Source organism: Halioxenophilus aromaticivorans (assembly GCF_042850945.1).
Lineage (GTDB): Bacteria > Pseudomonadota > Gammaproteobacteria > Pseudomonadales > Cellvibrionaceae > Halioxenophilus > Halioxenophilus aromaticivorans.
Genome location: NZ_AP031496.1, coordinates 1149123 through 1175319 on the forward strand (window position 1 = coordinate 1149123; position 26197 = coordinate 1175319).

Annotated in this window: 23 protein-coding genes; 12 read left to right on the forward strand and 11 right to left on the reverse strand. The window is 51.4% G+C overall.

The features are described from left to right. The first annotated feature begins 77 nt into the window (after positions 1-77). Positions 78-1637: an apolipoprotein N-acyltransferase gene (lnt, locus tag ACGHM3_RS05065; RefSeq protein ID WP_345427695.1), complete on the forward strand. Its 1560-nt coding sequence runs from the start codon at positions 78-80 to the stop codon at positions 1635-1637. Here lnt and ACGHM3_RS05070 read toward each other — a convergent pair. Together ACGHM3_RS05070 and ACGHM3_RS05075 are read right to left on the reverse strand one after the other, a co-directional pair. Then, the gene (locus tag ACGHM3_RS05070) at positions 1599-2495 is read right to left on the reverse strand and encodes a CPBP family intramembrane glutamic endopeptidase (RefSeq protein ID WP_345427694.1); all 897 of its coding nucleotides are present in this window, start codon (positions 2493-2495) and stop codon (positions 1599-1601) included. The genes lnt and ACGHM3_RS05070 overlap by 39 nt on opposite strands. Positions 2496-2872: 377 nt before the next feature. Next, positions 2873-3295, reverse strand: coding sequence for a hypothetical protein (locus tag ACGHM3_RS05075; RefSeq protein WP_345427693.1), 423 nt, complete (start codon positions 3293-3295; stop codon positions 2873-2875). 230 nt (positions 3296-3525) lie between these two features. Between ACGHM3_RS05075 and ACGHM3_RS05080 the strand changes: the two genes are divergently transcribed. Beyond that, entirely contained in the window at positions 3526-4767 is a 1242-nt protein-coding gene (locus ACGHM3_RS05080; protein WP_345427692.1) for an MFS transporter, read from the forward strand. On the opposite strand, the gene ACGHM3_RS05085 is transcribed toward ACGHM3_RS05080, so the two are convergent. Further along, positions 4751-7879, reverse strand: a complete 3129-nt coding sequence (locus tag ACGHM3_RS05085; RefSeq protein WP_345427691.1) for an efflux RND transporter permease subunit — start codon at positions 7877-7879, stop codon at positions 4751-4753. The two genes, ACGHM3_RS05080 and ACGHM3_RS05085, sit on opposite strands and share 17 nt — an antisense overlap. Before the next feature lie 15 nt (positions 7880-7894). Next, positions 7895-8974: an efflux RND transporter periplasmic adaptor subunit gene (locus ACGHM3_RS05090; protein WP_345427689.1), complete on the reverse strand. Its 1080-nt coding sequence runs from the start codon at positions 8972-8974 to the stop codon at positions 7895-7897. A 448-nt stretch (positions 8975-9422) separates the two neighbouring features. On the opposite strand from ACGHM3_RS05090, the gene ACGHM3_RS05095 reads away from it, so the two are divergent. Next, the gene (locus tag ACGHM3_RS05095; RefSeq protein ID WP_345427688.1) at positions 9423-9809 is read left to right on the forward strand and encodes an MAPEG family protein; all 387 of its coding nucleotides are present in this window, start codon (positions 9423-9425) and stop codon (positions 9807-9809) included. 35 nt (positions 9810-9844) lie between these two features. On the opposite strand, the gene ACGHM3_RS05100 is transcribed toward ACGHM3_RS05095, so the two are convergent. The 3 genes from ACGHM3_RS05100 to ACGHM3_RS05110 are packed head-to-tail and all read right to left on the reverse strand — an operon-like array spanning position 9845 to position 11452. Further along, positions 9845-10465 carry a methyltransferase domain-containing protein gene (locus ACGHM3_RS05100; RefSeq protein WP_345427687.1) on the reverse strand — a complete coding sequence of 207 codons (621 nt, stop codon included), beginning with the start codon at positions 10463-10465 and terminating at the stop codon, positions 9845-9847. Further along, on the reverse strand, positions 10462-10989 hold the full coding sequence (locus ACGHM3_RS05105; RefSeq protein ID WP_345427686.1) for a hypothetical protein: 528 nt from the start codon (positions 10987-10989) through the stop codon (positions 10462-10464). Before ACGHM3_RS05105 ends, ACGHM3_RS05100 begins: the two co-directional genes overlap by 4 nt. 40 nt (positions 10990-11029) lie before the next feature. Then, positions 11030-11452 carry a nuclear transport factor 2 family protein gene (locus ACGHM3_RS05110; RefSeq protein ID WP_345427685.1) on the reverse strand — a complete coding sequence of 141 codons (423 nt, stop codon included), beginning with the start codon at positions 11450-11452 and terminating at the stop codon, positions 11030-11032. 386 nt (positions 11453-11838) lie between these two features. Between ACGHM3_RS05110 and ACGHM3_RS05115 the strand changes: the two genes are divergently transcribed. The 5 genes from ACGHM3_RS05115 (at position 11839) to ACGHM3_RS05135 (ending at position 17648) form a co-directional block, all read left to right on the forward strand. Further along, positions 11839-12993: a sulfotransferase gene (locus ACGHM3_RS05115; protein ID WP_345427683.1), complete on the forward strand. Its 1155-nt coding sequence runs from the start codon at positions 11839-11841 to the stop codon at positions 12991-12993. Next, positions 12994-14133 (forward strand): glycosyltransferase, encoded by a 1140-nt coding sequence (locus ACGHM3_RS05120; RefSeq protein ID WP_345427682.1) that lies wholly within the window; start codon positions 12994-12996, stop codon positions 14131-14133. Next, entirely contained in the window at positions 14130-14828 is a 699-nt protein-coding gene (locus ACGHM3_RS05125) for a polysaccharide deacetylase family protein (RefSeq protein ID WP_345427681.1), read from the forward strand. The genes ACGHM3_RS05120 and ACGHM3_RS05125 overlap by 4 nt, the downstream gene beginning before the upstream one ends. A 133-nt stretch (positions 14829-14961) precedes the next feature. Then, positions 14962-16026, forward strand: coding sequence for a patatin-like phospholipase family protein (locus ACGHM3_RS05130; RefSeq protein WP_345427680.1), 1065 nt, complete (start codon positions 14962-14964; stop codon positions 16024-16026). A gap of 110 nt (positions 16027-16136) precedes the next feature. After that, positions 16137-17648 carry an adenosine deaminase gene (locus ACGHM3_RS05135; protein WP_345427679.1) on the forward strand — a complete coding sequence of 504 codons (1512 nt, stop codon included), beginning with the start codon at positions 16137-16139 and terminating at the stop codon, positions 17646-17648. Positions 17649-17687: 39 nt separating this feature from the next. Here ACGHM3_RS05135 and rimO read toward each other — a convergent pair whose 3' ends face one another. Further along, positions 17688-19022 carry a 30S ribosomal protein S12 methylthiotransferase RimO gene (gene rimO / locus ACGHM3_RS05140; RefSeq protein ID WP_345427678.1) on the reverse strand — a complete coding sequence of 445 codons (1335 nt, stop codon included), beginning with the start codon at positions 19020-19022 and terminating at the stop codon, positions 17688-17690. Between the two features lie 38 nt (positions 19023-19060). Here rimO and ACGHM3_RS05145 point away from each other — a divergent pair, with 38 nt between their 5' ends. Then, positions 19061-20803 (forward strand): recombinase family protein, encoded by a 1743-nt coding sequence (locus ACGHM3_RS05145; RefSeq protein ID WP_345427677.1) that lies wholly within the window; start codon positions 19061-19063, stop codon positions 20801-20803. 4 nt (positions 20804-20807) lie between these two features. Here ACGHM3_RS05145 and ACGHM3_RS05150 read toward each other — a convergent pair whose 3' ends face one another. Continuing rightward, entirely contained in the window at positions 20808-21008 is a 201-nt protein-coding gene (locus ACGHM3_RS05150; protein ID WP_345427675.1) for a hypothetical protein, read from the reverse strand. A gap of 84 nt (positions 21009-21092) precedes the next feature. Then, the gene (locus ACGHM3_RS05155) at positions 21093-21455 is read right to left on the reverse strand and encodes a hypothetical protein (protein WP_345427674.1); all 363 of its coding nucleotides are present in this window, start codon (positions 21453-21455) and stop codon (positions 21093-21095) included. 160 nt (positions 21456-21615) lie between these two features. Here ACGHM3_RS05155 and ACGHM3_RS05160 point away from each other — a divergent pair, with 160 nt between their 5' ends. Then, positions 21616-21804, forward strand: coding sequence for a hypothetical protein (locus tag ACGHM3_RS05160; protein WP_345427673.1), 189 nt, complete (start codon positions 21616-21618; stop codon positions 21802-21804). Here ACGHM3_RS05160 and ACGHM3_RS05165 read toward each other — a convergent pair. Next, positions 21801-22601, reverse strand: a complete 801-nt coding sequence (locus ACGHM3_RS05165; RefSeq protein ID WP_345427672.1) for a hypothetical protein — start codon at positions 22599-22601, stop codon at positions 21801-21803. The two genes, ACGHM3_RS05160 and ACGHM3_RS05165, sit on opposite strands and share 4 nt — an antisense overlap. A gap of 478 nt (positions 22602-23079) precedes the next feature. On the opposite strand from ACGHM3_RS05165, the gene mads1 reads away from it, so the two are divergent. Both mads1 and ACGHM3_RS05175 read left to right on the forward strand, forming a co-directional pair. Beyond that, entirely contained in the window at positions 23080-23271 is a 192-nt protein-coding gene (mads1, locus tag ACGHM3_RS05170; protein WP_345427671.1) for a methylation-associated defense system helix-turn-helix domain-containing protein MAD1, read from the forward strand. Between the two features lie 3 nt (positions 23272-23274). Then, positions 23275-26160, forward strand: a complete 2886-nt coding sequence (locus ACGHM3_RS05175) for an SNF2-related protein (protein WP_345427670.1) — start codon at positions 23275-23277, stop codon at positions 26158-26160. The last annotated feature ends 37 nt before the right edge of the window (positions 26161-26197 follow it).

Consider the following 26197-nt stretch of genomic DNA (forward strand, 5'->3'; position numbering starts at 1 on the left):
CTACTCTGGCGGTAAACTTTTAAAAAATAACAAAGGATTTCAATGCAAAGGTTAACCCACAATGAAGTAGATGCCCAGTGACTAGGCCTTCGGTGTTACTGCACAGGGCAGCTGCACATTGGTGGTTGACCTTTCCCCTATTAACGGCCCTGGGTTGCGCTTTAAGCTCGCTTTTTCCATCCCTGCATTTACTGGGGTGGGTTGCTTTGGTGCCGTTTTATGTCGGCTTGCAACGTTGCAGGGGTTATCGGCAATCGGCCTGGTTCGGTTTTATTACCGGGTTATTAACCTTTGGGTTGTCCACCTACTGGATGGCTGAATTTATTACCCTGTTTAAAAATTATCGCTTGGTTAGTGCCGTGGCAATGGCTTCTGTCTACTGGTGCTATTGCGCTCTGATATTTGTGGTAGTTGCGATTGTTACGCACCGGGCAAGGCAAACTCGGTGCGAACTTTGGTTATTTCCGTTGGCGTTGGCTCTGGTTTTTGCTTGGTTCCCGGTGTTGTTCCCTTGGCAATTGGGTAATGGACAGCATCCGTTTTTGGTGGCAATCCAAGGGGTGGACATCACCGGCGTTAGCGGTTTGGATTTTATCATCGGCTTGGTAAATGTGTTATTGGCCCAGGGCTTTATGCGCAAACGCATCCGAGCAGGGTGGCAACGGCGGTTAGCCTACGGTTTGCTGCTGGGGTGGTTTGGCTATGGCGCAGTGCAATTACATTTTTGGCAGAAGCCCCAGGCAGCCAACGCCGTTTTGGCCGTTGGCTTGGTGCAGGCTAACGGGCCGCCTTCACTGAATCCGCCCATCGCGCCCAAGGGCTACAGTTTAAGCTACCCGCCGGAGATGGCGCTAACCGAGCAATTAGCGCAACAGGGCGCGGCACTGGTGGTTTGGCCGGAATACGACCGGCAATATTACAATCTGCCCGCGGTTAAATTGGCCTATCAGCGTCAGGTGGCTGCCCTGGCCACACCGATGATGTTGCAATCGGTGGAGAAAACACCAGGCCCCGATGGTTATCAGAAATTCAGCACCATTACCTTGCTGGATGCCCAGGGCCAGGAAACCGGCAAATACCAAAAAGTGCAGCGTATAGCCGTGGCTGAATACTTGCCAGGGCTCGATCAACTGCCTGGAGTAAAGGCGGTGGTGTTGAATTATTTAGGGGATTTTTTCGGTGATTACCAGCCCGGCCCAGGGCCCGCGCGTTTTCAACTGGGCCCGCTGGCACTGACGCCACTGATTTGTTACGAGGTCATTTTGCCGCGCTTTGTGGCGCGCTCCGTGGCTGCCAGCGGCGGTAATATCATTACTGTACAGTCCAACAACAGTTGGTTCGGTGATAGCCGCGTGCCCTATCAACACATGGGCGCATCGGTGTTGCGCAGCGTGGAAAACCGTCGCCCCCTTATCCACGCTATGAATAACGGTCTGGGCGGGGTAGTGGCAGCCAGTGGCCAAATTTTATTGCAAACCAGCGCTAAGGAAATTGCCGGTTATTTAGTTGAAGTGCCTTATTCCGCTAATCCACCCACCACCATTTATCAACGCTGGCCGTGGTTAACCCTGGGGGGTTTTTCCATTGTATCTATTGTATTACTGTTCCGCCGGCGGAGTGTGGCTATTTCCGTCTAGTGATTGGCCTGGCAGTTCTAAAACCAGGGTGAATTTTTTGCCCGGCCGCATAATCCTAACGCCTGCCCACACAACACAAATCACTCCGGCGCCCAACCCCCAAACCCATTCCTTTTGAAAATCCTCAAGGGTGTAGTAATACTCCGGCCCAAGCCAGATTTCATAACCGACACTGATTAGCCACACCACCAAGTTGTTTAATGCATGGCAAATAATGGGCACCCAAAGGGTTTTGGTTTGCAAATACAGTAGGCACATGGCTGCGCCAAAAAAAGCAGCGCCAATTGGATCAGGATGGGCGATGCCAAAAAAAAATGACGACCATAGAATCGCCGGTAATACACCGTATTTATGGCCCCAGCGATGAAGCAGCAGGCCTCTAAAGGCAAACTCTTCTGTCACCGGAGCAATAACCGCAAGAGAAATTACGCTTAGCAAATTGGCCAGTAGGGGATAACTGCCCTGGTCATGGATGATCAAAGGCGGCAGGTTGATATACCAGTAATTAACGAATTCTGGCACCACAAAGGAGAGCGGGTAGAACAGGGCGTAGGCTGCCGCCATGGAAAAGAAAAAACTAAAGCCAGTCAGCGCCAGCGCCTGTGGAAACTGGCCTGCGGTTGGTGGTGAGAAAAAAACTTGGAGTGGCAGTTTATGCCAAACAACCAACAGGCCCAGCAGTAAAACCACCAGCGCGGCATAGAGGTAGTAATAGAGTACATCAAACCAATAGTCGGCGCCGCCTGCCTGCCAAATCAGCTCGTCTAATAACTCAAGGCCGGGTAGATAGAACCATGGCAAGAGCCAGATAAGCACCACATAGCGGCCTTGTAAGGGTAAAAGTTGGTTGTCCGTCATGGCAGTGAAAACATCCAGTGGCTTAGCAATTGTCGCAGAGTGTTATAGCTGGAGTTGAGCACTACTAGATAATACGCCATCAAAATCGAAGATGCACTCCAGCTATTCATCGAACATGGGGTTTTAGTGTGTGTTAAGTCTGTTTACTCAGAACGCCTGATATATGGCAACGCGCATTAGTGTTCGCGGACAATTTACTGCTACTAAATTATTGGATAGTCACCATTTGCAAGCTAACTGAGCGAAGCCGCCCGGGCCAGCCTATTCGCAATGGAAGTAACATTGGTACTATCTATCTACGTACCCCTTAGTTTTCTGATGTGGGCTCATGCTTCAAACAAGAAAGTGACTTTCAACTTATTATGGTGCCCTTTTTTTTATGGTTTCTTTGCAGCTGCGATAGTATCGCAAAAGCTTTTTAGAACTGCTTTCTTGGGTGACGATACCCCTCCTGAAATCGAATAGCTGATGGATACCCTACTATATGAGCCATTTTCTTCCAAAACTATGTTGAGTGGGGCAGTTTTTCCTTCCCCAAATGATACGTCTTGGCTTGCAGAGATAATGCCTAGCTTCTCATCAGCGTTAGTAATTTTCCAGCCATCTTGAGCGATATGTTGATAGATCTTCTTGAAAGCGTCCTGGGAATTTAGGCTGGCGATTTCTTCCCATGTTTTAAAAGTTTTGCCCTTTAAAAAATTACCTTCTACAGAAAAATTTTCTGCGCACTGTGACGCGTAGGTATGGCAAGCAGAGGTGCTTAGCCAAAGTACTGATACTGCAATGAGTTTGTTGTTCAATTGGATTCTCCCATTTTCAGATGAACTCGACCGGTGAGGCGGGGGCTTTTCGGGCCCTTATGGAACACTCATTTGTCGAGATTGAATGTTCGTTATTTATGACTCATTATCCTTTCTCGGTCAATGGAATAAGTGTCAATTGGTCGACCGGTGCTCACTTACGCCCCGGTTCAGCTGGCGTAGGGTACAATACCCGCTTTAGTTCAGTTCCAACCGTTAAGGAATTCGCTTTGTTGTTTTCTGTGCAGTCGCATTCTGCGCTGCGTGAGCCTTTGTATCGTCGCTACTTTTTAGCCTCCTGCCTGGGTACCCTGGCCAGTTGGATGGTGCGTTTTAGTTTGGGGTGGCTGGCTTGGGATTTAACCCACACGGTGTTTTGGGTGGGCGTGGCCAGCGCCGGGATGTTGTTGCCAACGTTTTTGTTGTCGCCGATTTTCGGCGTGTTATCGGATCGATTTAATCCTCGCAACGGCTTGTTAGTAACCACCCTCAGCCAAGGTGTGGTGGCGGGGTTAGTGGCTTTGGCCATGGCCTTGGGCATGTTTTCCCTACCGGTTTTATTGGTTGCCAGTGTGCTGGTGGGGGCGGTGAGTGCTGCGCATCACCCCATTCGGTTAGCGTTTATTCCGCGCATCGTGGGGCGGCAAGCCCTGCCCAGCGCCATTGGCTTGTCCGCCACCATGTTTAATACCTCGCGGGTGTTGGGGCCAGCTCTAAGCGGTGCGTTAATTGCCAATGCATCGGTGGTATTTACGTTGTTGTTTGCCACCGGGGCTTACCTGGCCTCCACCATCGCGTTGACTCGGGTTAAGCTGGATTACCAACCCAGTACGGTACAACACAAAAGTATTTTAGCGGAGTTGCTAGAAGGCATACGGACCAGCGCCGGGCGCCCGGTCATTCGGTTGATACTGTTGTTAACGGTGTTTAATGGCTTGCTGGGGCGCACATTGTTGGAGTTGTTGCCGGCGCTGTCGGGTAAATTATTGGGCGGTTCTGCCAGTGAGCTGGCTTGGCTTACCGCCGCTGCCGGTGTGGGTTCCATCATTGGTGGCTTGATCATTGCGCGGCTAAGAGATAACCACGGGTTGTTATTTCGCATTGTTATCGCAGGCTTGGCGGTTGCTGCGGTGAGTTTGGTGCCGCTGTATATGGCGGCGCAGCTCTGGTTATTGGCGTTGTTGGTGGGCGTAGTGAGTTTGGTTACCACGGTGACGGGGATTTCTAGCCAGGCTCTGGCGCAGTTGACGGTAGCCGACGATATGCGCGGCCGGGTGATGAGCCTGTGGACGGTGTGCTCCATGGGCAGCCCCGCCATCGGCACCTTTGGGGTGGGGGCGGTGGCAGACCATGTAGGTTTTGCCACCACGCTCAACGCAATGGCGGCGCTGGCCCTAGTGGCTTTATTTTGGGTTTGGTTGCCAGTACGGCGGCAAATTCGCCGCGCACAAGCCGTTAACCCGTCGGCGTAGCGGATTCGTCAGCGCTGTATTTGATGCGGGTTTTGGTTACCCAAATCAAAAAGCAGGGTAAAAAGGTTAGGGTGATGATGGTGGAACACAGTATCCCCGCCAGCACCACAATGCCCACTCCTCGGTACAATTCAGAGCCTGCGCCGGGGATCAAGACCAGCGGCGCCAGGCCAAAAATAGTGGTGAAGGTTGACATTAAAATCGGCCGTAGGCGGGTGCTGATAGCGCCGATAACGGCGTCTTGCACGGAAGTATCGGCCTGGGCCAAATTACGTCGGGTTTGATCGACGATCAATATCGGGTTATTCACCACGGTGCCCAGCAGTATTAAAAAGCCCAGCATGGTGATCATGTCGAAGGGTTGCGAAAGCCCCAGTACATTGAGCAATACTAAGCCGACGAGGCCACCTGCCAAGCCCAATGGAATGGTGGCCAGGATAATCAACGGGTAGCCCCAGTGCTTAAATATCGCCACCAACAATAAATAAATCAAAATTAAGGCTACGGTAAAATTATCTTTTAATGCCGTTTGTGTGGCCTGTAATTGGTCGGCTGCACCGGAAATGGTAATGTTAACATCCTGCGGTAATTCGCCGGCGGCGCGCATGGCTGGGATCAGCTCCGATTGCACTCGAGCCACGGCGGTTTCCAGGGCGACATCGCGCGGTGGAATAATACGCAAGGTTACGGTGCGGTGACCATCAATGCGGCGCACCGAGGCGCTGTCCACGGTTTCGGTTAAATCGGCCAGGGCGCTGAGCGGCAAAAAGCCAGCGTTGGGCGTCATTATGGGCAGGTCGGCCATGTTGTCGAGCTGTCGGTTTTGGCCGGCGTCGCTTAACAAAAAGATGTCGATTTTATCGTCGTTAAAAAAGAACTCATCCACAAACGCGCCATCGCTCAACGCGGCAACGGCGTAGCCAAATTCATCCGCCGATAGCCCATATTCTGCCAGCCGCTCCCAATTCGGTTTGACCTCCACCAGTGGTTGGTCCAGCGATAGCGACGACGGTTCTGATTGAATTTGTGGGTTGGTAAACAGTTCTTCCGCTCGGCGATAGGCGTTTTCTCCAGTGGTATAAAGCGTGGCCAAATCTGGGCCAGAAATATCCAGATTAACCGCCCGTGTGCCACCGTTGTTGCTACTGATAATGGAACCGCGGGAGGAAAACGCCCTCATACCCGGGTATTGGCGCATATAATCGGTGAGGCTTGCCATCATTGGCCCTATGTCGTCGCCCTCTGTGGGCTCGCTCATCACCCAAACGCCACCAGAGTTCACCGACATAAAATAGTACTTCAGCGACGGTAATGGTTTTTTACCTTGGTGAAATAATTCTGGGTCGGTATCGACGTTGTCTTCTAAGGTTTTGCGTACATCGGTACCGATGATTTCCATTTCGCTCATGTTGTAACCCGGTGGCGCGATCATCATGGAAAATGCCTTGGGTTCTTCACCCTCGGGCAGATACTCCGCCGGTGGCATTAAGATAATCGCGGCAACCAGAGTAGTGATTACGGCGATGGCCATGGTTACCATACGGCGGGTGAGTGTTTGCGTTAACCAAGTCACCATGGCCATAATTTTTCTGCTTAGACCATCCACCGTGGAATTGTCGGTTTCTTTACCAAATCCCAGCCGCGCACTGGCCGCCGGTACTACGGTGATGGCCACAAGCATAGAGGCGAGGATGGCCGCCGAAATGGCAATGGCAATGTCAGAATACAATTGGCCGGCTTCTTCCTTGATAAACAGTATCGGCGCAAACACCAAAATCGTGGTCATCGACGACGCCAGTACCGCCGACCACACCTCTTGTACGCCGGCAACGGCGGCGTCGAATAATGCCAAGCCCCGACGGCGGGCCTGCTCGATACTCTCCAAAACCACAATGGTATTGTCCACCGTCATGCCAATGGCAAAGGCTACGCCGGCCAGGGAAATAACGTTGATGGTGCGGCCAAAAATCAGCAGGCCGAAAAACGCGGCAATGGTGCAAATAGGGATACTTAACACACCCACCAGAGTCGCTTTGGCGCTGCGCAAAAACAAGTACATTATGGCGGTGGCTAAAAAGGCTCCAAGAGCCAAATTGGTCCATACGTTTTTAATGGAATCCTGCACATAGCGCACGTCCTCGCCCACCAGTACCATGCGCAGGCCATTGTCTTTTAATATGCCTTCTTGCATATCATCCACAATGGGCCAAAGGTCTTTTTTAATGTCGATAACATTGGCGCCGGTTTCGCGATTCACCGCCATGCGCAGGCCTTTTTCGCCTTCACGGTAGGTATTGTTGCGCACCTCGTAGTGGTCCAACACAACGTTGGCGACGTCTTTTAAACGCACCGTGGCGTTATCCTGTTGGCGAAGAATGGTGTCTTCTAATTCGGTTAAATCATCGTACCGGCCCACGGTACGAATTAAATATCGACGCTTGCCGCTTTCGACATCGCCGGCGGATCGGTCGGCGTTGCGGGCGCGGATACGAGCCCGTACTTCAGACAAGGTTAAACCCCGCTGCGCCAGCTTGATGGGGTCAATTAAAATTTGCACCTGGCGCTCGGCGCCGCCGCGTACTTCTACCTCAGAGATGCCGTCCACGCGTTCCATAATGGGCCGAATAAAATCGTCGACAAAGTCGTACATCATATCCATGTCCAAGCCCAGAGGGTTGCCAGGCAGTGGCACCACCGCAAAATAGATGAACGAGTTAGCCGAAAACGAGCTGCTGACCAAGCGCGGTTGATCGACGTTTTCTGGGTAGGCTGGCACCTGGCTCAGGGCATTGCTGACTTCGATTAAGGTTTGGTTGATATCGACCCCAAATGGAAATTCCAAGTCGATGCTGGCGCTGCCGGTTTCTGCCTCCGACGACATGCGTTGTAGGTTGGGTACGGTACGCAGGTAGCGTTCTTGCTCCAATAAAATTTCTTTTTCTACGTCCTGTGGTGTGGCGCCAGGCCACCCAGTACGAACGCCGATGGTGCGCACTTCTAAATCCGGGATCATTTGCACCGGGATTTGCAGGGCCGAGGTAATGCCCAACACGCAAATGATTAATACCGTAACACTAACGATAATGCCTTCGCGAACGCTGGCTTGAAACATAATAATTTCCTGTAATTAGCGTACGATTTTTATCGGTTGGTTGTTGCGCAAAATCTCATTACCGCGCACAACCACTTGGCTATTGGCGTCCAGGCCGGAGATAACTTCTATTTGGTCGCCCAGTATCTGGCCCACCTTTACCGGTTGGCGCTTGGCGATGGCGGGGTCGCTTTGCTCGTCGACAATAAACACCGCAAAGCTGTTATCTGGGTTGCGCAGTATGGCGTCGCGGGGCACGGTTAACACAGAGTCGTCGGCCTGTGCGGTGCTGAAGGTTGCCGTTGCCGAGCTGCCCGGAGGTAGGGCATTGCCTGGGTTATCTGCCACCAAGCGCAGGCGAAAGGTTCGGCTTACGGCGTTGGCAACAGGAATGCTGGTGTGTATGCGCGCGGGCAGTATTGTGTTTGGGTTTGTGTCCGGTTTAATTTCTACCTGGGTATTGCTGCTTAGGCTGTAAAACAAACTCTGGGGGATTTCCACATCCAGGTAGGTTGCCTCGGTGGCGACTAACTCTAAAACCGCAGTGCCGCGAGTAATCCATTCGCCTTGCTCGGTGAGTCGCTGGCTCACCACGCCGGTGAAGGGCGCGGTAATTTTATGGTATTGCAAACGCTGTTGCTGTGCGGCCACGGCGGCTTGGGCCCCTTTTAATGCTGCCTGTGTAGTTGCTTGGTTGGCCTGGCGCAGGGCCAACTCGGTTAATGCGATGTGCTTTTGTTGGCTTAACCGCTGAGCTTCGCTCACCAATCGTTGGGCCTCACCGGCCTCCGCCTGGGCGCGTTCCAACTCCGCTCGCAGACGCGACAATTCAATTTTTTCCAAGCTGTCGTCAAGCTCAATTAATACGTCGCCGGCTTGCACTCGGCTGCCGTCATCAATTAAGAGCTTGTCCACTGCGCCATCCACTCGGGCAGACAGGTTAGACACTTGAACCGCACGCACGGTGCCGGATAGTTGAATGGATTGGCTAGCGGCTTGGCTTTGTGGTTCGGCGACGGAAACCGGTGCTGTGTTTTGTGCGTAGGAAAGACAAGGGCTAAGTAGGCAAGCCAGTAAAGCAGCGTGGGCTACGCGAAGACGCAAGGGGTTATCCATGGAGAGGGTTCCGTGTGTGTAGGTTAGTTATCATCCTGAGACAGCATCATTACGGTTTCGCGGGGTCGAAATACACAGTTAAAGTAAAAGGCCGAGACGAAACCTGTCGATGCATTCACTTACTTGTTTCAGTGTTGATGACAGCTGCCATCGAATTTGGCAGCAGCTCCTTGTGCCACGCTAGTGCTCCGCCAGAGAACTGCTTTGCAGAACAAACTGCCTGGCTAGGAACTGGTTATTCATTGATGTTACACCATTATCGATATGCTAACCCAGGGTATAAAGTGGTGTAATAGGTGCGATAAACTTTCACAATGTTTGCACATTATTACTGGCAATCGTGCTTTTCCTCTGCAGCTCGCCGATGAAGACAACGCAAACACTGAAAAGGAACCGTTGCTCTAGGCCGAGAGCCATTTTGTTATTGATAAGCTAAAAAGGATAATCCATGACCATTATTGTGATTTGTTTAATTATTGCCGCGTTCACGCCGCTGTTAGCCAAAGCGCCCTTGGGCTACCTACAAGCCAAACAAGAGGGCGGTTATGACAACAACAATCCGCGGGCACAGCAGGCTGGGCTCAGTGGTTTAGGCGCTAGGGCGTTAGCGGCGCAAAACAATGCGTTTGAGGCGTTCCCTACCTTTGCTGCGGGTGTCCTTATTGCTCTGTGGGCTGAGGCGAACTTGGCTACTGTGCAGTTGTTGTGTGTGCTGCATATCGTGGCGCGTCTGTGCTATCTCACGTTTTATTTGGCGAACCTGGCCACCTTACGCTCGCTAAGTTGGATGGTGGGTTTTGGCTGTGCCATCGCGTTAATGGCGCTTGCGCTGTAGCCCCTAATTATTGAGCAAAGAAACTTAGCGCCGATTTAGGCCGTATTGTCACCGGCTACCTCTAGCACTAGGCCCCAGGTATTGAGCGGCGCGGGCACCGCCCAATCGCTGTAAAAGCCACCAAATTGCGCCTGGCATTGTTCTGCCATGGTTCTAAACGATGGTCGGCCGGGGTCGGTGAGTATGGTACGTGGCACACCGGCGGTGTGTGCTTTGGCCACCAGCTCAGCCACGGTTTCGGTTAGGCTATCCCAAAAACAAATGTCGGTGCCGATGATCACATCGAAGCCAGCCAGTTGGTCTGGGGTAATATCAGCTATATCAATGGCGATGGTATTCAGCTCAGCGCCATTGAGTTCGGCATGGTGCTCCAAATAGGGCAAGACATTTTCATCGGCGTCCAAGGCAACAACGGCGGCCTCAAATTGCTTGGCGCAGTAAATACCGGCCAGGCCCCAGCCACAACCCACCTCCAGCACACTGCTACCGGGCTCCAACGGGTACTCTTTCAAGTAGTCCATTAACACAAACGAGCTCTGCCACACTTTGTTGCCGTGCAAGCTGTGGCCGGGATAGCGTTTTTTTAAGCGGCGGATATCTGGGTGGGCGTTTTGCAAAATGGTGAGGCCAAAGGCTTCAAAACTGTGTTTGGTCATGGGTTGGCTGATTGTAATTTGGCGATTAGCGCGTTCAACTGTGCGGATTGCACGGAGTCTACAACGCCGGCCAAGGATTGTAAGCCATCGGGGTAAAAGCCAGAGACATTGTAGCTTTGGGTGATTTGCGTACCGCCATTGGCAAGGGGCTCAAATCTCCAGCTCATGGCGCCGTGTAAGTCCATCATTTGCAGTGGCCCCAGGCCGCGCAGCAGTTGCACTTCTTGGCCCGGATTCACCATGGCCACCACCATATGCTGCACTTGCTTTTGGCCCTGTATTTCACAAAAGCAGCCACCGGCGCGGGCATCAATGGATAGGTTCTCTGCCTTGCCAAACCGGGTGTGGCTGGCGATCCACCAGTCCTGTACCTTTAAAAACTGCTGGTAGGTTTGCTCTGGGCTGGCATCGGTGGAGCCGGTGATGACCAAATTAAAACCGTGTTCGGCCTTGTGGATTACCTCCGAGTTAGCGGCTGTGGCGGTGATAAGTAACAGCCATAGAGCAACACGTAAAATCAACATTAAGGTAGTCTCCGGTCTGTGGCTGAACCCTATATAAGCCTTAGGAGTCTGGTTGGGACTGGCCCAGAATTTCATAGCGCCGGGTGAGGAATCGCCAGACATTATTCTGTTTTATGTATTGGTCATGGTAGCAGCCAACCAAGTGTTTGTGAGCCCCATTTCTGGCCGCCACCCACTCCCGGCAGTAGGCCTTGCCTGTGGCATGGTCACCGTCGATGACCATATCCGCCGGCACCGAGATCATGCTCAAAAAGTCCACATAGGCCATCACCTGGGCAAACTTTTCAACGATGGCGGTTTTGCCTATGACTGGCTCTGGGAAAGACACCAACTTCCACGAGCACTGTTCGCTATCCGCCCAGGTGGCGCCCCAGGTGTCTGGATTGGTGCGCATGGCTTCGTGAGCGAAGGATTCCACCAGCTCTCTTATGGCCAAACGATCTTCTATGGAGCCTAGGTTCATAGTGCTTTCCTCTTCTTGTATTGGGAGTTTGGTTTTATGGTTTTGATACAACAGTGGTGTTTATTATGCGCAAGGGCGGCAACGGGGTAAACCATTGGCAAGCCAGTTGTACGGTTGCGCACCCGTGCGCCAAAGGTGTTATCCTTCGCCTCCAAACAGCACCAAGCTTGTGCAGCTGCAGATGGCTGCAAGCTTGGGGCAAACCGACGGCGGCTATTGCGAAAATAGGCCGCTTTTTTTGTAAATCGCGCCGCTTTTGTAGCATTTTGGTCACATTAGTAGGTAACCCTTTGGCACCTACACCAGGGGCGCAGTGTCCAAGCCAGGAATCGGATCATTAGGGTTATACGAATGTGGGTGACTAACCGCAGTGGCAGGCAGCAATAATGTTTAACGGCTACTGCTTGCTGTGGATTAACTGGCTTCACTATTGGGGCTGGCAGCTGCGCCATCTGTGGGCCGGTTTACAGTGGGCGAGCCTGCGCAATGTGCTGATGCTGGTGATTGGATTACCGGTGGTTTTGCTGTTGCTGCATTTGCACTGGTTTTTTTTGCTGGTGGATGAGTTGGTGTTTGCCGGTTACCGACGGGTGGTTGTTAGCAAGCCGGTATTTATTGTTGGGGTTCCGCGCAGCGGCACTACGTTTTTACAGCGAACCCTGGGCGATGACTCTCAGTTCACCACCACCACCTTGCAAGAATGCCTGCTGACGCCGGCCATTAGTCAGCGCTATGTGGCGCGTGCCCTAGGCTGGTTTGCCGCGCCCTTGCTTGGCCTTGGTAAACGGCTGTTGGCCGGTAAGCGTTTGAGGTTTAGCCAAAAGATGGATGACGTGCACCCGCTGGGATTGGACGAAGCGGAAGAAGATTTCTTGCTGCTATTACCGGTGCTGGGATGTTTTATTCAAATGGTGGTGTTTCCTCAGCATGCCAAAACCTGGCGTTTAGGCTTTTTTGATGAGCAAATCAGCGATTGGCAAAAACGGGCTATCCTGGGTTTTTACCGGGCGTTGGTTCAGCGCCATTTGTATTTCCACGGGCAGGATAAAACCTATCTGGCAAAAAACCCTTCGTTTACCTCCATGATTGGAAGCTTAAAGGAGGTGTTTCCGGATGCGACCATTGTGGCTTGCGTGCGCACCCCGGCTCAGGCGTTGCCATCACAGATTCGCTCCCTGACACCCGCATTAGAATTGCTTGGCCACGATGTGTACAGCGCAGAGTTTACCCAGCGTATTACCGCATTGCTGGCGCACTACTACCGAGAGATAGAGCGCTGGGCCGCCGCGGGTAATACCCTGTACGTGTTGGAGTTCAGTGAGTTAACCGAGCAATTGTTGGCCTGTATTCACAGTCTGTATCGCCACGCGGGCCTGGCGCTAACGCCAGATTTGGATGCGCGCTACCAGCAACTGGCGCAACAAAATAAACAGTTCCGCAGCCAGAAGTATTCCGCCGGCGCCGGCACCCAGGAAAGTTTTCAACACCTTTGGCCGCTGTCAGGCAGCAGCCGATTGATTGGCTCCACAGAGATAGTGTAAATGACCACGCTTAGCGACCTTAAGCTCGACCCCGCCCAGCATCAACAAATAAAAGATATGCGGGTGATGATTGTTTCCGACGCTGCTCCAGAGCGCAACGGCGTGGGCGCTTATTACCAAGATTTAATTCAGTATATGCAGCCGGAGGTGGCGGATTTAGCCATCATCAGCCCAATTATTAGAGAGGACGGTAGTTGGGAAGGCGGGATCAATGTGCCCCTACCGGGGGATACGACGCAGAAATTTTTGATTCCCAACTTTTTTAAAATCAGTAAGCAGATGAAGGCGTTTAAACCGGATGTGGTGATTGTGCCCACGCCGGGATTAATCGGTTTGGCCGGAGCCTATTTAGGGCAAAAGCAAGGCGCCATTGTGCTGCATGGCTTTCACACGTGGTTCGAGGCTTTGGCGGATTTGTACTGGGGCAAAATTGAGGGGGCCCTCAATCGCGGCTATTTTTGGGTTTCCAATAAATTATTGTTTCGCTGGTCTGATGTGGTGGTGGCCAACTCCGATGAGATGGTAAAAATCGCCGACGATTTTGGCAGTAAAAAGAGTTACCGAGTGGGTACTCCGGTGGCCTACCAGTTTATCAATACGCCACCTTCGGCACCGGTTACCCAGGTTAAAAAAGTCCTCTTTGCCGGCCGCTTGGCGGCGGAAAAAAACCTGCAGGCCATTATCGATGCGGCGCGCAGTCAGCCCGCGCTGCAGTTTAGTGTTTCCGGTGATGGGCCAGAGCGCAAACTGATTGAGCAGGCCGCCCGGGAGCTGCCTAATTTTACGTATCTTGGCTGGTTAAGCCGAGAGCAATTGATGGCGCGGATTGATCAGCACGATTGCCTGGTGCTGCCTTCCCACGTGGAATCGTTCGGCACCATTGCTCTGGAGAGCATGGCCCGTGGCCGAGTTACTGTAGTAAGCCGCAATTGCGGTATTTGTCAGTGGCCGGATCTCAACAAAGGTTTGTTTATTATTGAGCCCCATTCCAGCCTGAGCGATATGCTGGCGTCGTTGCAAAATATCGATGCTAAGTTAATTAAACAAAAAACCAGTGAAGGCCGTTCCGCCGCCAACGCCCTTAACGATTGGAGTATGGGCATGTGGTATTCGCTGTTGGGATCGCTGCGTCGTTCATGAAGTCCCTGCTGTCGATCCACGATTTAATGCCCGATACGCTAAAACGGGTGCAAGACATCTGTCGCCGGTTGGAGGCGCTATCGGTACCTGCGGATAAAGTCTATCTGCTGGTGGTGCCGGGCTTGGCTTGGAGGCCGGCACAAATTCAAGCTTTGCACGCTTTACAAAACCAGGGCTACCGTTTGGCCGGCCACGGTTGGTATCACCATATCCACAAGAAAACCAGCTTAAAGCATTATCTGCACTCTGCGTTTATTTCTCGCAATGTGGCCGAGCATCTGTCACTCAGCCAAGCTGAGATCACCGATATGATCGCCCGAAACAACGAGTGGTTTGACGAGCAAAATCTCCGCGTGCCGGAGCTGTACGTGCCACCGGCCTGGGCCATGGGGAAGATGACACCGGCACAGTTGCAAACCTTGCCGTTTCAATACTACGAATACTCCAGCGGCCTGCTGCACGCACCTACCGGGGCTTTTAAGGCATTGCCGCTTACCGGCTACGAGGCCGATCGCCTGTGGCGGGTGCCGGTGTTGTGGAGTTGGAATCAAATCAACGTTCGCTGGTTGGCCAAATCCACGCCGCTGCGTATTTCCATCCATCCCTACGATTTTGATTACCATTTGAAAAGCTCCATAACCGAGCACATTAAGCTCACCGACGAGTTTGTCGACTGCGCACAAGTGTTTGGCTGAGCCCGCGTTGAACCCCGGCGCGCGCCGGGCGGTCATAGCCCTGGGCTAGCGCGCCCATTTATTGCATGGCTGTTCAGCACATAGTGCTTAAATTGCACAGCGAAGCTCAGCAGAAGGTAGGGGTTACCGAAGTATGGCGGCAAGCAAAAAGCAAACGAAAACCATCAACCTAGCGTTACAGGGCGGCGGTGCCCACGGCGCCTTCGCCTGGGGTGCATTGGATGCACTACTGGAAGATGGCCGAATCGACATAGAAGGTGTTTGCGCGGCCAGTGCCGGTGCGATGAATGCCATTGCCTATGCCAGCGGTAATTTGGAGGGCGGCAAAGACGGTGCTCGCGAGAAATTACACAATTTTTGGTGGCAGGTGCATCAGGCCGGGCAGGCGTTTAATCCGATTAAACAACTGCCCTGGGAGCGGTTTTTTACCAACAGTATGGACCATTCCCTGTCCTACGGTTTCTTCGATGGTTTATTCCGCACGTTTTCACCCTATCAATTAAACCCCTTCGACTTTAACCCTCTGCGCGATGTATTGGCCGAAACCATCGATTTTGAAGCCCTCAAGCAATGCGATAAAACCAAACTGTACATCAGCGCTACCCACGTTCAATCCGGCAAGCTTAGAGTGTTTTCAACCCCGGAGTTATCCATTGACGTTGTCATGGCCTCGGCCTGTTTACCTTTTATTTATAAAGCGGTATCCATTGAAGGGGAGGACTATTGGGATGGCGGCTACATGGGCAATCCAGCGCTCTACCCACTGTTTTACGATACCCAATCGCGGGATATTTTAATCGTACACATCAATCCCATCGATCGCCCGGAAACGCCCCACAGCGCGCCGGATATTATGAACCGCATTAATGAAATCAGTTTTAATTCATCGCTGATAAAAGAAATGCGATCCATTGCCTTCGTTAAAAAGCTGCTCGAAAAAGACATGCTGAAAGACGAGTATCGAGACAGCTTTAAAGATATCCTGTTGCACTCCCTGCGCGCCGAGGGCGCCATGTGCGATTTATCCGTGGCCAGTAAATTCAGTTCCGATTGGGGCTTTTTAACCATGTTAAGGGACAAGGGGCGAGAGTACATGGGGCAGTGGTTGGAGCAGCACTACGATGCCATTGGTGTGAGAGAAACCGTGGATTTGCAAGGCGAGTTTCTAAATACCGTGGGTAAAATCTTCGACCGTTAAATTATGCTAGGGCCTGTTAGTTACGGCTAATAACTGAGTTATTGGGGTAGTTGTTCGCCCCTGCTGTTGGCTTACTTTTCTTAACTGAAAATCTTTGGAAGGGACCGACAATGAATGTCTGTAAGTGGTTGATTGCGCGTGGCTCGGCAATGCTGATAGCGCCTGTATTGCTGATGCCTGGTCTACTGCAGGCTGAACTGGCCCATACCGCAACGGAAACCGAAATCGCCCAAGCCCAACAGCAGGACGAGTTTGCCCAGTGGTTTGAAGAATTCAAAATCTCCGCCAGTGATCGCCAGCTGTATGAGTTTTTATACCACATGCCCAAGGGTGGCGATTTACACAACCATTTATCGGGTTCTGCATTTCCCGATTGGTGGTATCGGGCGGCGTTAGATGAGGCCGAGCGAGGCTATGAATACTACACCAAGGTGCGCATCCAAAACTGCCTCGCCTTGGACGAGCACAGCCCGCCGTACATGCCTTACTACTTGTTGTATCGCAATATTACCGCGCTGGAATACGAGCGCTTAAACGAATGCGAAAAAAGCGAGTATAAGCCGCTGGCCGACCTATCCCCTGCTGAAATCAATGCTTGGCAAAACAGCCTGCGCTTGGACAAACCCACCGAGGGGCGCCACGAATTTTTTGAGACTCATTGGCAAAGGCTTAACGCGTTATTTCGTAACCCCCATTTAATGGCGGAGATGCTCTACCAAAATATGCGCGCCTTTAGCCAAGAAGGCGTGCTTTATTTAGAAACCCAAATCTCTGTGGAAGGCCTGCAGCAGCCCAGTGGCGAATTTTTTAGCGCGGAAGAAGTGGCGGATATTTATCGCGCTCGGCTGGCCCAGGAAGACGCCCTTGCCACCGGTGTGGAAGTGCGTTTCCAGTTGGCCATTCTGCGTTTTTCTCGCTCCGCCGAAGAGGACTTAAAACGCAGCTATGAATTTATTCACAATAATCCAGATCGTTGGGTGGCCATTAATATGGTGGGCCGAGAAGACAACGACAAAGGCCACCCGTTGCGGTTTTTATCCACGCTGCGCGAATTGCGGCGCAAGTTCTTCGGTGTGAATTTATCCATCCATGCCGGTGAAGTGGATGAACCCAACCACCATGTGCGTGATACTTTATTGCTGGGCGCACAACGTATCGGCCATGGCGTTAACCTGATCAGCGACCCAGACACATTATTGCTCATGCGCAATGGCCCTTACCTAGTAGAAATTAATTTGGTCAGCAATTTACTGTTGGAGTACGTTTCGGACTACAGCCAGCATCCGTTCCCTGAGTATTTGCGTTTGGGCGTACCGGTGGCTCTGTCCACCGATGACCGAGGTATGTGGGACAGCCAAATTACCGATGAATTTTTTGTCGCGGTAAAAGAGTACGATTTATCCTGGCCAGAGCTGCAGCAACTGCACAGAAATTCGCTGCAATACGCGTTTGTGAGCGACGCGGTAAAACAAACCCTGCTAGACCAACATCAAACCGCTACCCAGGCCTTTAGTCAGTCTATTATGCAAATGGGATTGAGTGACAATGCCTTTGGTGCTGCGCCCAGCGCGTTTATCTGTCGGACTTATAACTTGTGCGAGGAGCCGACCGAGGCCATTTAATTAGCCGGCTTTGTTTGTCGGTTAGTTTTTTTGGGTGGGTTAGCTTTCTGGGTGGGCTAGCTCCGCCCAGAGGTCATGTTCGTCGGCCTGGAAAATTTTGGCGGTTACTAGGTCGCCGGGCATTAATTCGGTTTCGCCGTTTAAATAAACCATGCCGTCGATTTCCGGAGCGTCGGCTTTGCTGCGGCCAATGGCGCCTTCTTCGTCGACTTCGTCGATCAAAATTTCCATGGTTTGACCGATTTTATTTTGCAGCTTCTGCGCAGAAATTTCGGCTTGCAGGGCCATAAAAGCAGCTTGGCGCTCCTGGGCAATGTGTGCCGGCACATGGTCTGCCAAGTCATTGGCTTTGGCGCCTTCAACCGGCGAATAGGTAAAGCAGCCCACTCGGTCTAGCTGCGCTTCTTTTATAAAATCCAACAAAATCTCAAAGTCTTTATCGGTTTCGCCGGGGAAGCCGGTGATAAAGGTGCTGCGCAGGGTAATGTCCGGGCAGATGGAGCGCCATTTGTGGATGCGCTCTAGGGCTTTTTCAGCGTGGGCCGGGCGCTTCATGGCTTTCAAAACGCTGGGGCTGCCATGCTGGAAGGGAATATCCAGGTACGGCAAAATTAAGCCATCGGCCATCAGTGGAATCACTTTGTCCACGTGGGGGTAAGGGTAAACGTAATGCAGCCGGACCCAAATACCCATGCTGCCCAGGGCTTCACACAGCTCCTGCATATTGGTTTTTATGGGGCGGCCCTGCCAAAAACCGGTGCGGTATTTAATGTCTACGCCGTAGGCACTGGTGTCCTGGCTGATTACCAATAATTCCTGCACGCCGGCATTTACCAGGCGCTCGGCCTCATCCATTACATCGCCAATGGGGCGGCTCACCAAGTCGCCACGCAGGGATGGAATAATGCAAAAGCTGCAGCGGTGGTTACAGCCCTCGGAAATTTTCAAATAGGCGTAGTGGCGCGGGGTGAGTTTTACCCCCTGGGGTGGAATTAAATCCAGGTGCGGGTTGTGGTCTTTTACCGTAGGGATAAAATCGTGTACTGCGCCGACCACTTCTTCGTAGGCGTGGGCGCCGGTTACGCTGAGCACACCGGGGTGTTCTGCACGAATGCGGTCGGCTTCGTTGCCCATACAGCCGGTAACAATCACCTTGCCATTTTCCCGCATGGCTTCGCCAATGGCGTCCAGGGATTCTCGCTTGGCATCGTCAATAAAGCCACAGGTGTTAACCACCACGACATCGGCATCGTTATAGGTTGGCACCACTTCGTAACCGTCGGTACGCAATTGGGTGAGGATTCGCTCTGAATCGACCAAGGCCTTGGGGCACCCCAGTGAGACGAATCCTATACTTTTCTTTTCTTCTGTCATATACTTTTAAAATCAATAACTTAAGTTGGTTTATCCCAATGACAGGCATTGTTCTTACGACAAGCTCCGCATTAGTCACTATCGTGTATAGCTATATCCGGTTCAGTACGCCGGAGCAGGCTGCAGGTTCTTCTATGGACCGTCAGCTGGCGTATGCTCAGCAGTATGCGGCAACGCACGGTTATACGCTCGACGAATCCCTTACGCTAAAAGACGAGGGGTTGAGTGCATACCATCAGCAACATATCCAGCGCGGAGCATTGGGTGTATTCCTCAAGGCTATTGAGGATGGACTTGTTCCACCCGGCTCTATCTTGATCCTAGAGGGGTTAGATCGACTGAGTCGAGCTGAGCCCATTGATGCCCAGGCTCTTCTTTCTCAGATCATCAACGCGGGTATTACCGTCGTTACGGCCAGTGATGGCAAGCATTATAACAGAGATCTTCTCAAAGCTAATCCAATGGATTTGATTTATTCAGTCCTAGTGATGATTAGGGCGCATGAGGAGTCAGCGACAAAGGCTAAGCGCGTAAAGCTGTCTATTAGCAGACTGTGCGATAAATGGCAGGACGGCTCATATCGCGGCGTAATCCGCAACGGCAAAGATCCCAGCTGGGTCAAGTTGGTTAATGATAATCCCCTGGAATGGAGTTTGGTCGAAGACCGCGTAGAGGCCCTCAAGCTGGCAATACGCTTTTATATCGCAGGGTTTGGCGGCAAGAAAGTGGTTGATGAGCTTAATGCGCGAGGATTGTCGATTACAGGTAATCCGCCCCGTGCAAGTCATATCTATCGTTTGAAAGAGCTACGTTCCCTAATCGGCGAAAAGCAAATATCCGTCGATGGCGAAACCTATTTTCTTGAAGGCTATTATCCGTCAATTTTATCCAGTGAAGAATTTGCTGAACTGCAAGTTCAGCGGAAAAATCGAGCAAGGACAGTCGGCCAAAAGCAGATTGTTAATATCGTAACGGGTATGGGCATTACCTACTGTGGGTATTGTGGCTCTTCTGTAAACAGCCAAAACCTGATGACCAGAGCTAAAGCGGATGGCACTCTCAATGACGGACATCGTCGCGTACAGTGTTGTAGGGCCTCTCAATATTATGATTGCCCTGCAAATGGATCTAGTTCAGTCGTTCCCATCGAAAAAGCCCTCCTGGAATATTGTTCTGATCAAATGGCTATTGGAGATCTTTTGGCTGAAAAGAAAGATGAACTTCGACCCATAAAGGCGGAATTGATAGCGGTTGAGACGAAAATAGATACCAACCAGAGGAAAGTTCAGCGCCTTATCGAGGCTCTGGAAGAATTTGGCGAGGAGTCACCAAGGGCAATTGCATCGCAGCTTCGCCAATTAGAAGGCGAAGAAGACAGGCTGATTACTCAGAAACAAGAGCTAGAGAGCGAGCTTCTTGTACTGGGGAAGGCCGATCAGCCAGACCTCAGGGAGGAGTGGGCTAAGATCAAAGCCGATGTTGGCCTGCTTGATACAGAGGCTCGCATGAAAGTCCGGAATCTTGTTCTTAAATCTTTCTCTAGAATCGAGGTTTTCGTTAAAGGAATTGATGGGGTGGAGCAGGATGGTATTGCAGCGGAGGTATCCCGAGCTCTGCTTGTTGGGTCAGATTGGCCTTATGAGGATAATAAAAATCCCATTGATCTAATTCTTCGATTCAGGAGCGGTCAGATACGTGTACTGAGAATTCATCGAAAGAGTGGTGAGTGGTTCGCGGTCAGAGATGTGAATGTGGATTCGCTGGTAAAGACATTGAGTTGATGCCTTAACGACGAGCTTTTTGAAAACTGTGTTTTTTTACTCCCTTCTTGAGTATCGAAATAGTCTCTTCAACAACAGAATCAAAAATCATTTTTTCAGTTTCCTCCCCCTGCGCGACAATATCACCACTCTCAGAGATGATAGCGATTGAGCACCCCTCTGGTAGTTGAAAGCTGTTGTTTGAACATTTGATCAAGTTTTTCATGGTGATATGGGCTGCTCGTTAGCAGCCCGGTCTCGTAGTGTCATGGGTGGAATTAATGGGTCAATGGTGCACCCGTCTGTTGGTTTAAGCGTCTCTAATGAGCTCATCAATTGCCCGGTTGGTTTCCTCTTCTTCAGCGTGACGCTGTTTGATTTTGGCGAAGTTTTCTCTGCAAAGGGGGGAGAGGCTGTCGGGGTACTCGCGGGTGTGATACATGCCGTTGAGATACGCCACTGCGGCCTGGTAATTTATATCGTCGAAATAGAGTAGATCGCTGATATCGAAGTGGTGCTCGCCTTGTAGTGAACTGAGCAGCAGGCTGGCTGCTGTTCTCCCGCCTGAAGTATCGCTAAGTGCGAGCGTAGATAACCTCTCGGCTGAATTTCGGTAGTCGCTATACCAGGCCGGAGTCTGGCAGTTACAGGTGTTCGATTGCTCTTGGTTCATGGGGTTCTCCTCGCGTTTTAGGTGAGGAAATTTCAACACGGACAGAGAAAACAAAAAGTTGTTAACAAGCCGTTTTTTGGCTTCGGAAAAAATTAATGGCTGTGATTTGCAATTTTTTTCACTCTGATAGCCTGATATCTCACATTAAGAGGAGATATTTATGTGTATTGGCCCAGATGACGAAAAAAATGAATCAGACTCCGTTGATTACGGCATTAACCCAGCAACGGGGTTGTTAACCTACGGTGAACCAACAGGGATTGATTCAGGGGGTAGTCCCAGCGGTATGGATGTGGATGACTTAGTCGGCATCGACCCTCTCGATTCAACAATTCCGTTTGATTATTAGAAGTCTCCATTTTTCCAGGAGGGGTCGGGGATTTCGTCCCAGGCCCTTTTATCGCTAATACTGTCTCGAAGCCCTTGTAGCTCTTCCATTAAGCTAGGTTTGCTGTTTGGCGATTTATCAAGGAGGCGGAGATTGCAGTGAACATGGAGGGGATCGAAAGGTGCCTCGATGAAAAGCTGCTGCAGTCGCTGTTTGCTTATCCTATGGTTTTCATGCCATTCGCCAATTACTCTTTCAAGGAACCCCTTTGGCCTGGAGTCAGCCAGATTTATCCGAGCTTGATGGTGGTATTCATACTGGCAGCGTACCCATCGCATGATGTGTTCGGCTTCCAGTAGGTAAGGCAATGCCCAGCGGTTGTTCTCATTTAGCTGTCCTTTGAAATCGTTTAGCGAGTAGTGCCGGAGATCTGCAAGGATTGGTGGAACAGGCCCACTTGCTCTTCTTGTATGTAGATATTGTGACTGGATTCCCTCGCTACGATTTTTTGAGTAGTTCTCATTGAGTATTTTCCTCCAGTAAAAGCTCGCAGTTGGTCCGCAAGCAGGGTTGCGTTTTCGAACAATCGGCTCCAGAAAAAACCACTCGGCAGGAATCCGGTTTTCGACCAGCGAAAAACGATGTTGACGAAAAGCCAGAGCGACAAATTCACCGATGCGGATTACCTGTTCAACCGCCCAATCTGGCCCCCGGTTTGGCTGGCGGCAATGGTCATCCAATTCACCGATTAGTGTGATGAAATCGGTGTTTGTAAAAAGTTTGCGGCAAAAGTCTCGGCTGCTGGTCGTGGCTGGCATGGTACTTCCTCGCTATCAATTTCCAGACAGCATGTACTTAGGCAGAATTTATTTAGGGCTAAAACCGGACATAAAACGACGTTAAGAGATCATCCATCATTATTATTTTTTCCTTTACTACCTATCTAGGTGAACGAGTCATCATTGCTTCGGCTGGTGTACCGACAGTAAGCGTCCTTACAATTTAGGTGCACCGGTATTCATAATGGTGTTTCCGATCAGGGATTGAACAGTTCTGCTACTAGAGGTGCACGAGCATTGCTTTGCCCTGCCGAGCAATCAGTAGGCATTGCTTCTACTATTGGTGCACGAGCATCTCAACACGATAAAAAGAGCTGCCAAACAGCCAGCGTATATTGCTCCTACCTACAGGTGCACAGCCATTGCTTCACTACTGATAGGGATATTTGCTAAACCCTGTACCCTCTTGTACTATCTCGACAGCCTTAACCCCTATAACCAGTACGGCTTAATAATAATGGGTGATCAAATACTGACCGTTAAAGAGGTCGCGCAATACCTCAAGGTCAACGACCGCACCGTCTACCGCATGGCGGCATCTGGCAAGCTTCCCGGTTTTAAAGTGGGTACATCGTGGCGATTTAAGCAAACAGAGATAGAGCAGTGGATACAAGCTCAACATAACCAAACAGGGAACGAGAGTAGCTGATTTGTGATTACCGATTACCACGCCAAATACTATGCCCATGAATTGAGCAAACGCTGTTCGTCCGACAGCATGGAAAAGTTTGCCGGTACCCTCATGGATGCGCAGGTGGATTTAAACCCCCATCAGGTTGAGGCAGCGTTATTCGCGTTTAAATCACCACTGTCCAACGGCGCTATTCTTGCTGATGAAGTGGGCCTAGGTAAGACCATTGAAGCGGGCTTAGTGCTCTCTCAGAAGTGGGCCGAGGGCAAGCGGCGCATGATGATCATCGTTCCCGCCAGCCTCCGCAAACAGTGGAGCCAGGAGTTGGCCGATAAGTTTTTTCTGCCCTCTCATATCCTTGAGGCTAAGACCTATAACGCGGCCATCAAGGCAGGTAAGGCTAATCCCTTTGAGCATACCGAGATCCTGATCTGTTCATATCCCTTCGCCGCTCGACATGCGGAAGAGCTGATGCTGGTTCCCTGGGATCTGGTCGTGCTTGATGAAGCTCACCGGCTACGAAACGTTTATAAGACCCAGAACAAGACCGCCAGAGCGCTGCGCACCGCCTTAACCAACGTGCCTAAGGTTCTATTAACAGCCACACCTTTGCAGAACAGCCTGATGGAACTCTACGGGCTGGTGAGCTTCATCGACGAATATGCCTTCGGTGATGAGAAGAGCTTCAAGCAGCAATATTCCCGGATCAGCTCCGATGCCCAGTTTGAGTCCCTTAAAAACCGGCTCAAGCCACTGTGCCACCGCACTCTGCGCAGGCAGGTGCTCGAATATGTGAAATACACCAACCGTCAGCCAATCACTCAGGAGTTCTGGCCCTCGCAGGAAGAGCAAGACCTGTACGATATGGTGTCGGACTACCTGCAGCGCCCAGAGCTCTGTGCTCTGCCCAGCTCCCAGCGCAAGCTGATGACGCTGGTTATGCGCAAACTACTGGCCTCGTCGACCTTTGCTATCGCCGGTGCCCTGGATTCGCTGGTCAACAAGCTCCACCGCCAACTACGCGAAAACCAGAAACTCGTACAAAAGCTTGAATCCATCGAGGAGGACTTTGAGCTGCTCGATGAGTACGAGGATGAATACGGTATTGAGGAAGAGCAGGAGCCGCTGACCAAAGACGACATCGCTGCCATCGAAAAAGAGATCGATGACTTATCCGTATTTCGCGACCTGGCGGTCTCCATCTCTGAAAATGCCAAAGGCCTAGCGCTGTTAGAAGCCCTTGAATCAGGCTTTGCCAAAGCCAAAGAGTTGGGTGCAGAGCATAAGGCGATAATTTTTACTGAATCTCGCCGCACTCAAAACTATCTGGTCGAGCTGCTTTCTGAAAGGGGCTATGGCGACAAACTGGTGCTGTTTAATGGCTCCAACAGCGATGATAAATCCAAGAGTATCTATAAAAACTGGGTCGAGGAGCACAGTGGTAGCGACCGCGTCACCGGTTCTCGCACGGCAGATATGCGTGCAGCCTTGGTCGATTACTTCAAAGATGAAGCCCAGATAATGATCGCTACCGAAGCTGCAGCGGAGGGCATTAACCTTCAATTCTGTTCATTAGTGGTGAACTACGATTTACCCTGGAACCCCCAGCGCATCGAGCAGCGCATAGGTCGCTGCCACCGCTACGGCCAACAGTACGATGTCGTCGTAATAAACTTCCTCAATAAGGCCAATGCTGCAGACCAGCGGGTGTACGAGCTGTTGGACGAGAAATTCAGCTTGTTCAGCGGGGTATTCGGTGCCAGTGATGAAGTGCTCGGGGCGATAGAGTCCGGCATTGATTTTGAAAAACGCATTGTAGAAATCTACCAGACCTGCCGCGAGCCCCAGCAGATTGACCTTCAATTTGAAGAGCTACAGGTCGAGCTGGATGATCAGATTAACGAGGCGATGGACTCTACCCGCCAAAAGCTACTCGAAAACTTCGATGCTGAAGTGCACGACAAGCTCAAAGTAAATTTACAGGAGAGTAAGTCCTACCTGGACAAGTACGGCCAACTGCTCTGGCAGCTGACACAACATGGTCTGCGAGACCTCGCAGACTTTGGTGAGAAAAGCGCGGCAGCAGAGACGCGAGCCAACCAGCACCGTTTCACCCTCAATCAGCTACCCGCCGAAGCCACCCCATCCATCCCGCTGGGTGTATATTCCCTTACCGGCGGCAGTTCCGGCGCTGAGGCTGAAGATAGCCACATTTATCGAGTAGGCCATCCACTGGCTCAATACCTGATCGACCAGTTAGGTGGTCAGCAGTTGGCGTCATCACATTTGGTCTTCGACTACAGTAACCACCCTCAGCAATCCCAGAGCCTGGAGCCCCTGGTAGGGGAGAGTGGTGAGCTGGCACTCTATAAGTTGTCTATTAACGGCAGTGACAGTGAAGACCATCTGGTGTTTATCGGCAATACCGACGCGGGTGAGGCTCTCAGCCAGGAGCAAATGCAGCGCCTGTTCAATCTTGATTCTCAGTTAGAGCAATCAGACATTGCTGTACATGATTTTCAGTCTGACTATGAATCTCGCAAGGCGGAATTACTGGGTGACGTAGAGGGCCGCTATGCCAGCTTCTTCGAGCAAGAGATGGATAAGCTCGACAACTGGGCCGATGACAAGCGCAAAGGGCTCAAAGGCAACCTCAAAGACTTCGATAGCCAGATCAACGAGTTAAAGAAGTTTGCCCGTGGTGCCAAAAACCTGCCCGAAAAGCTGGCCTACCAGCGTCGCACCCAGAAACTGGAAAAGCAGCGTGACGAAGCATGGCGAGAATATGACCAGCAGGCTAAAGAGATTGAAACCAAGAAAGAGGGGTTGCTGGACACTATTGAAGGCAAATTGAAGATGGATATCGAGGATCAGTGCCTGTTCACCATAAAATGGGGGCTGATATAGTGTTATTATCTTTAAAATCAGTGAGTTATGGGGTTTA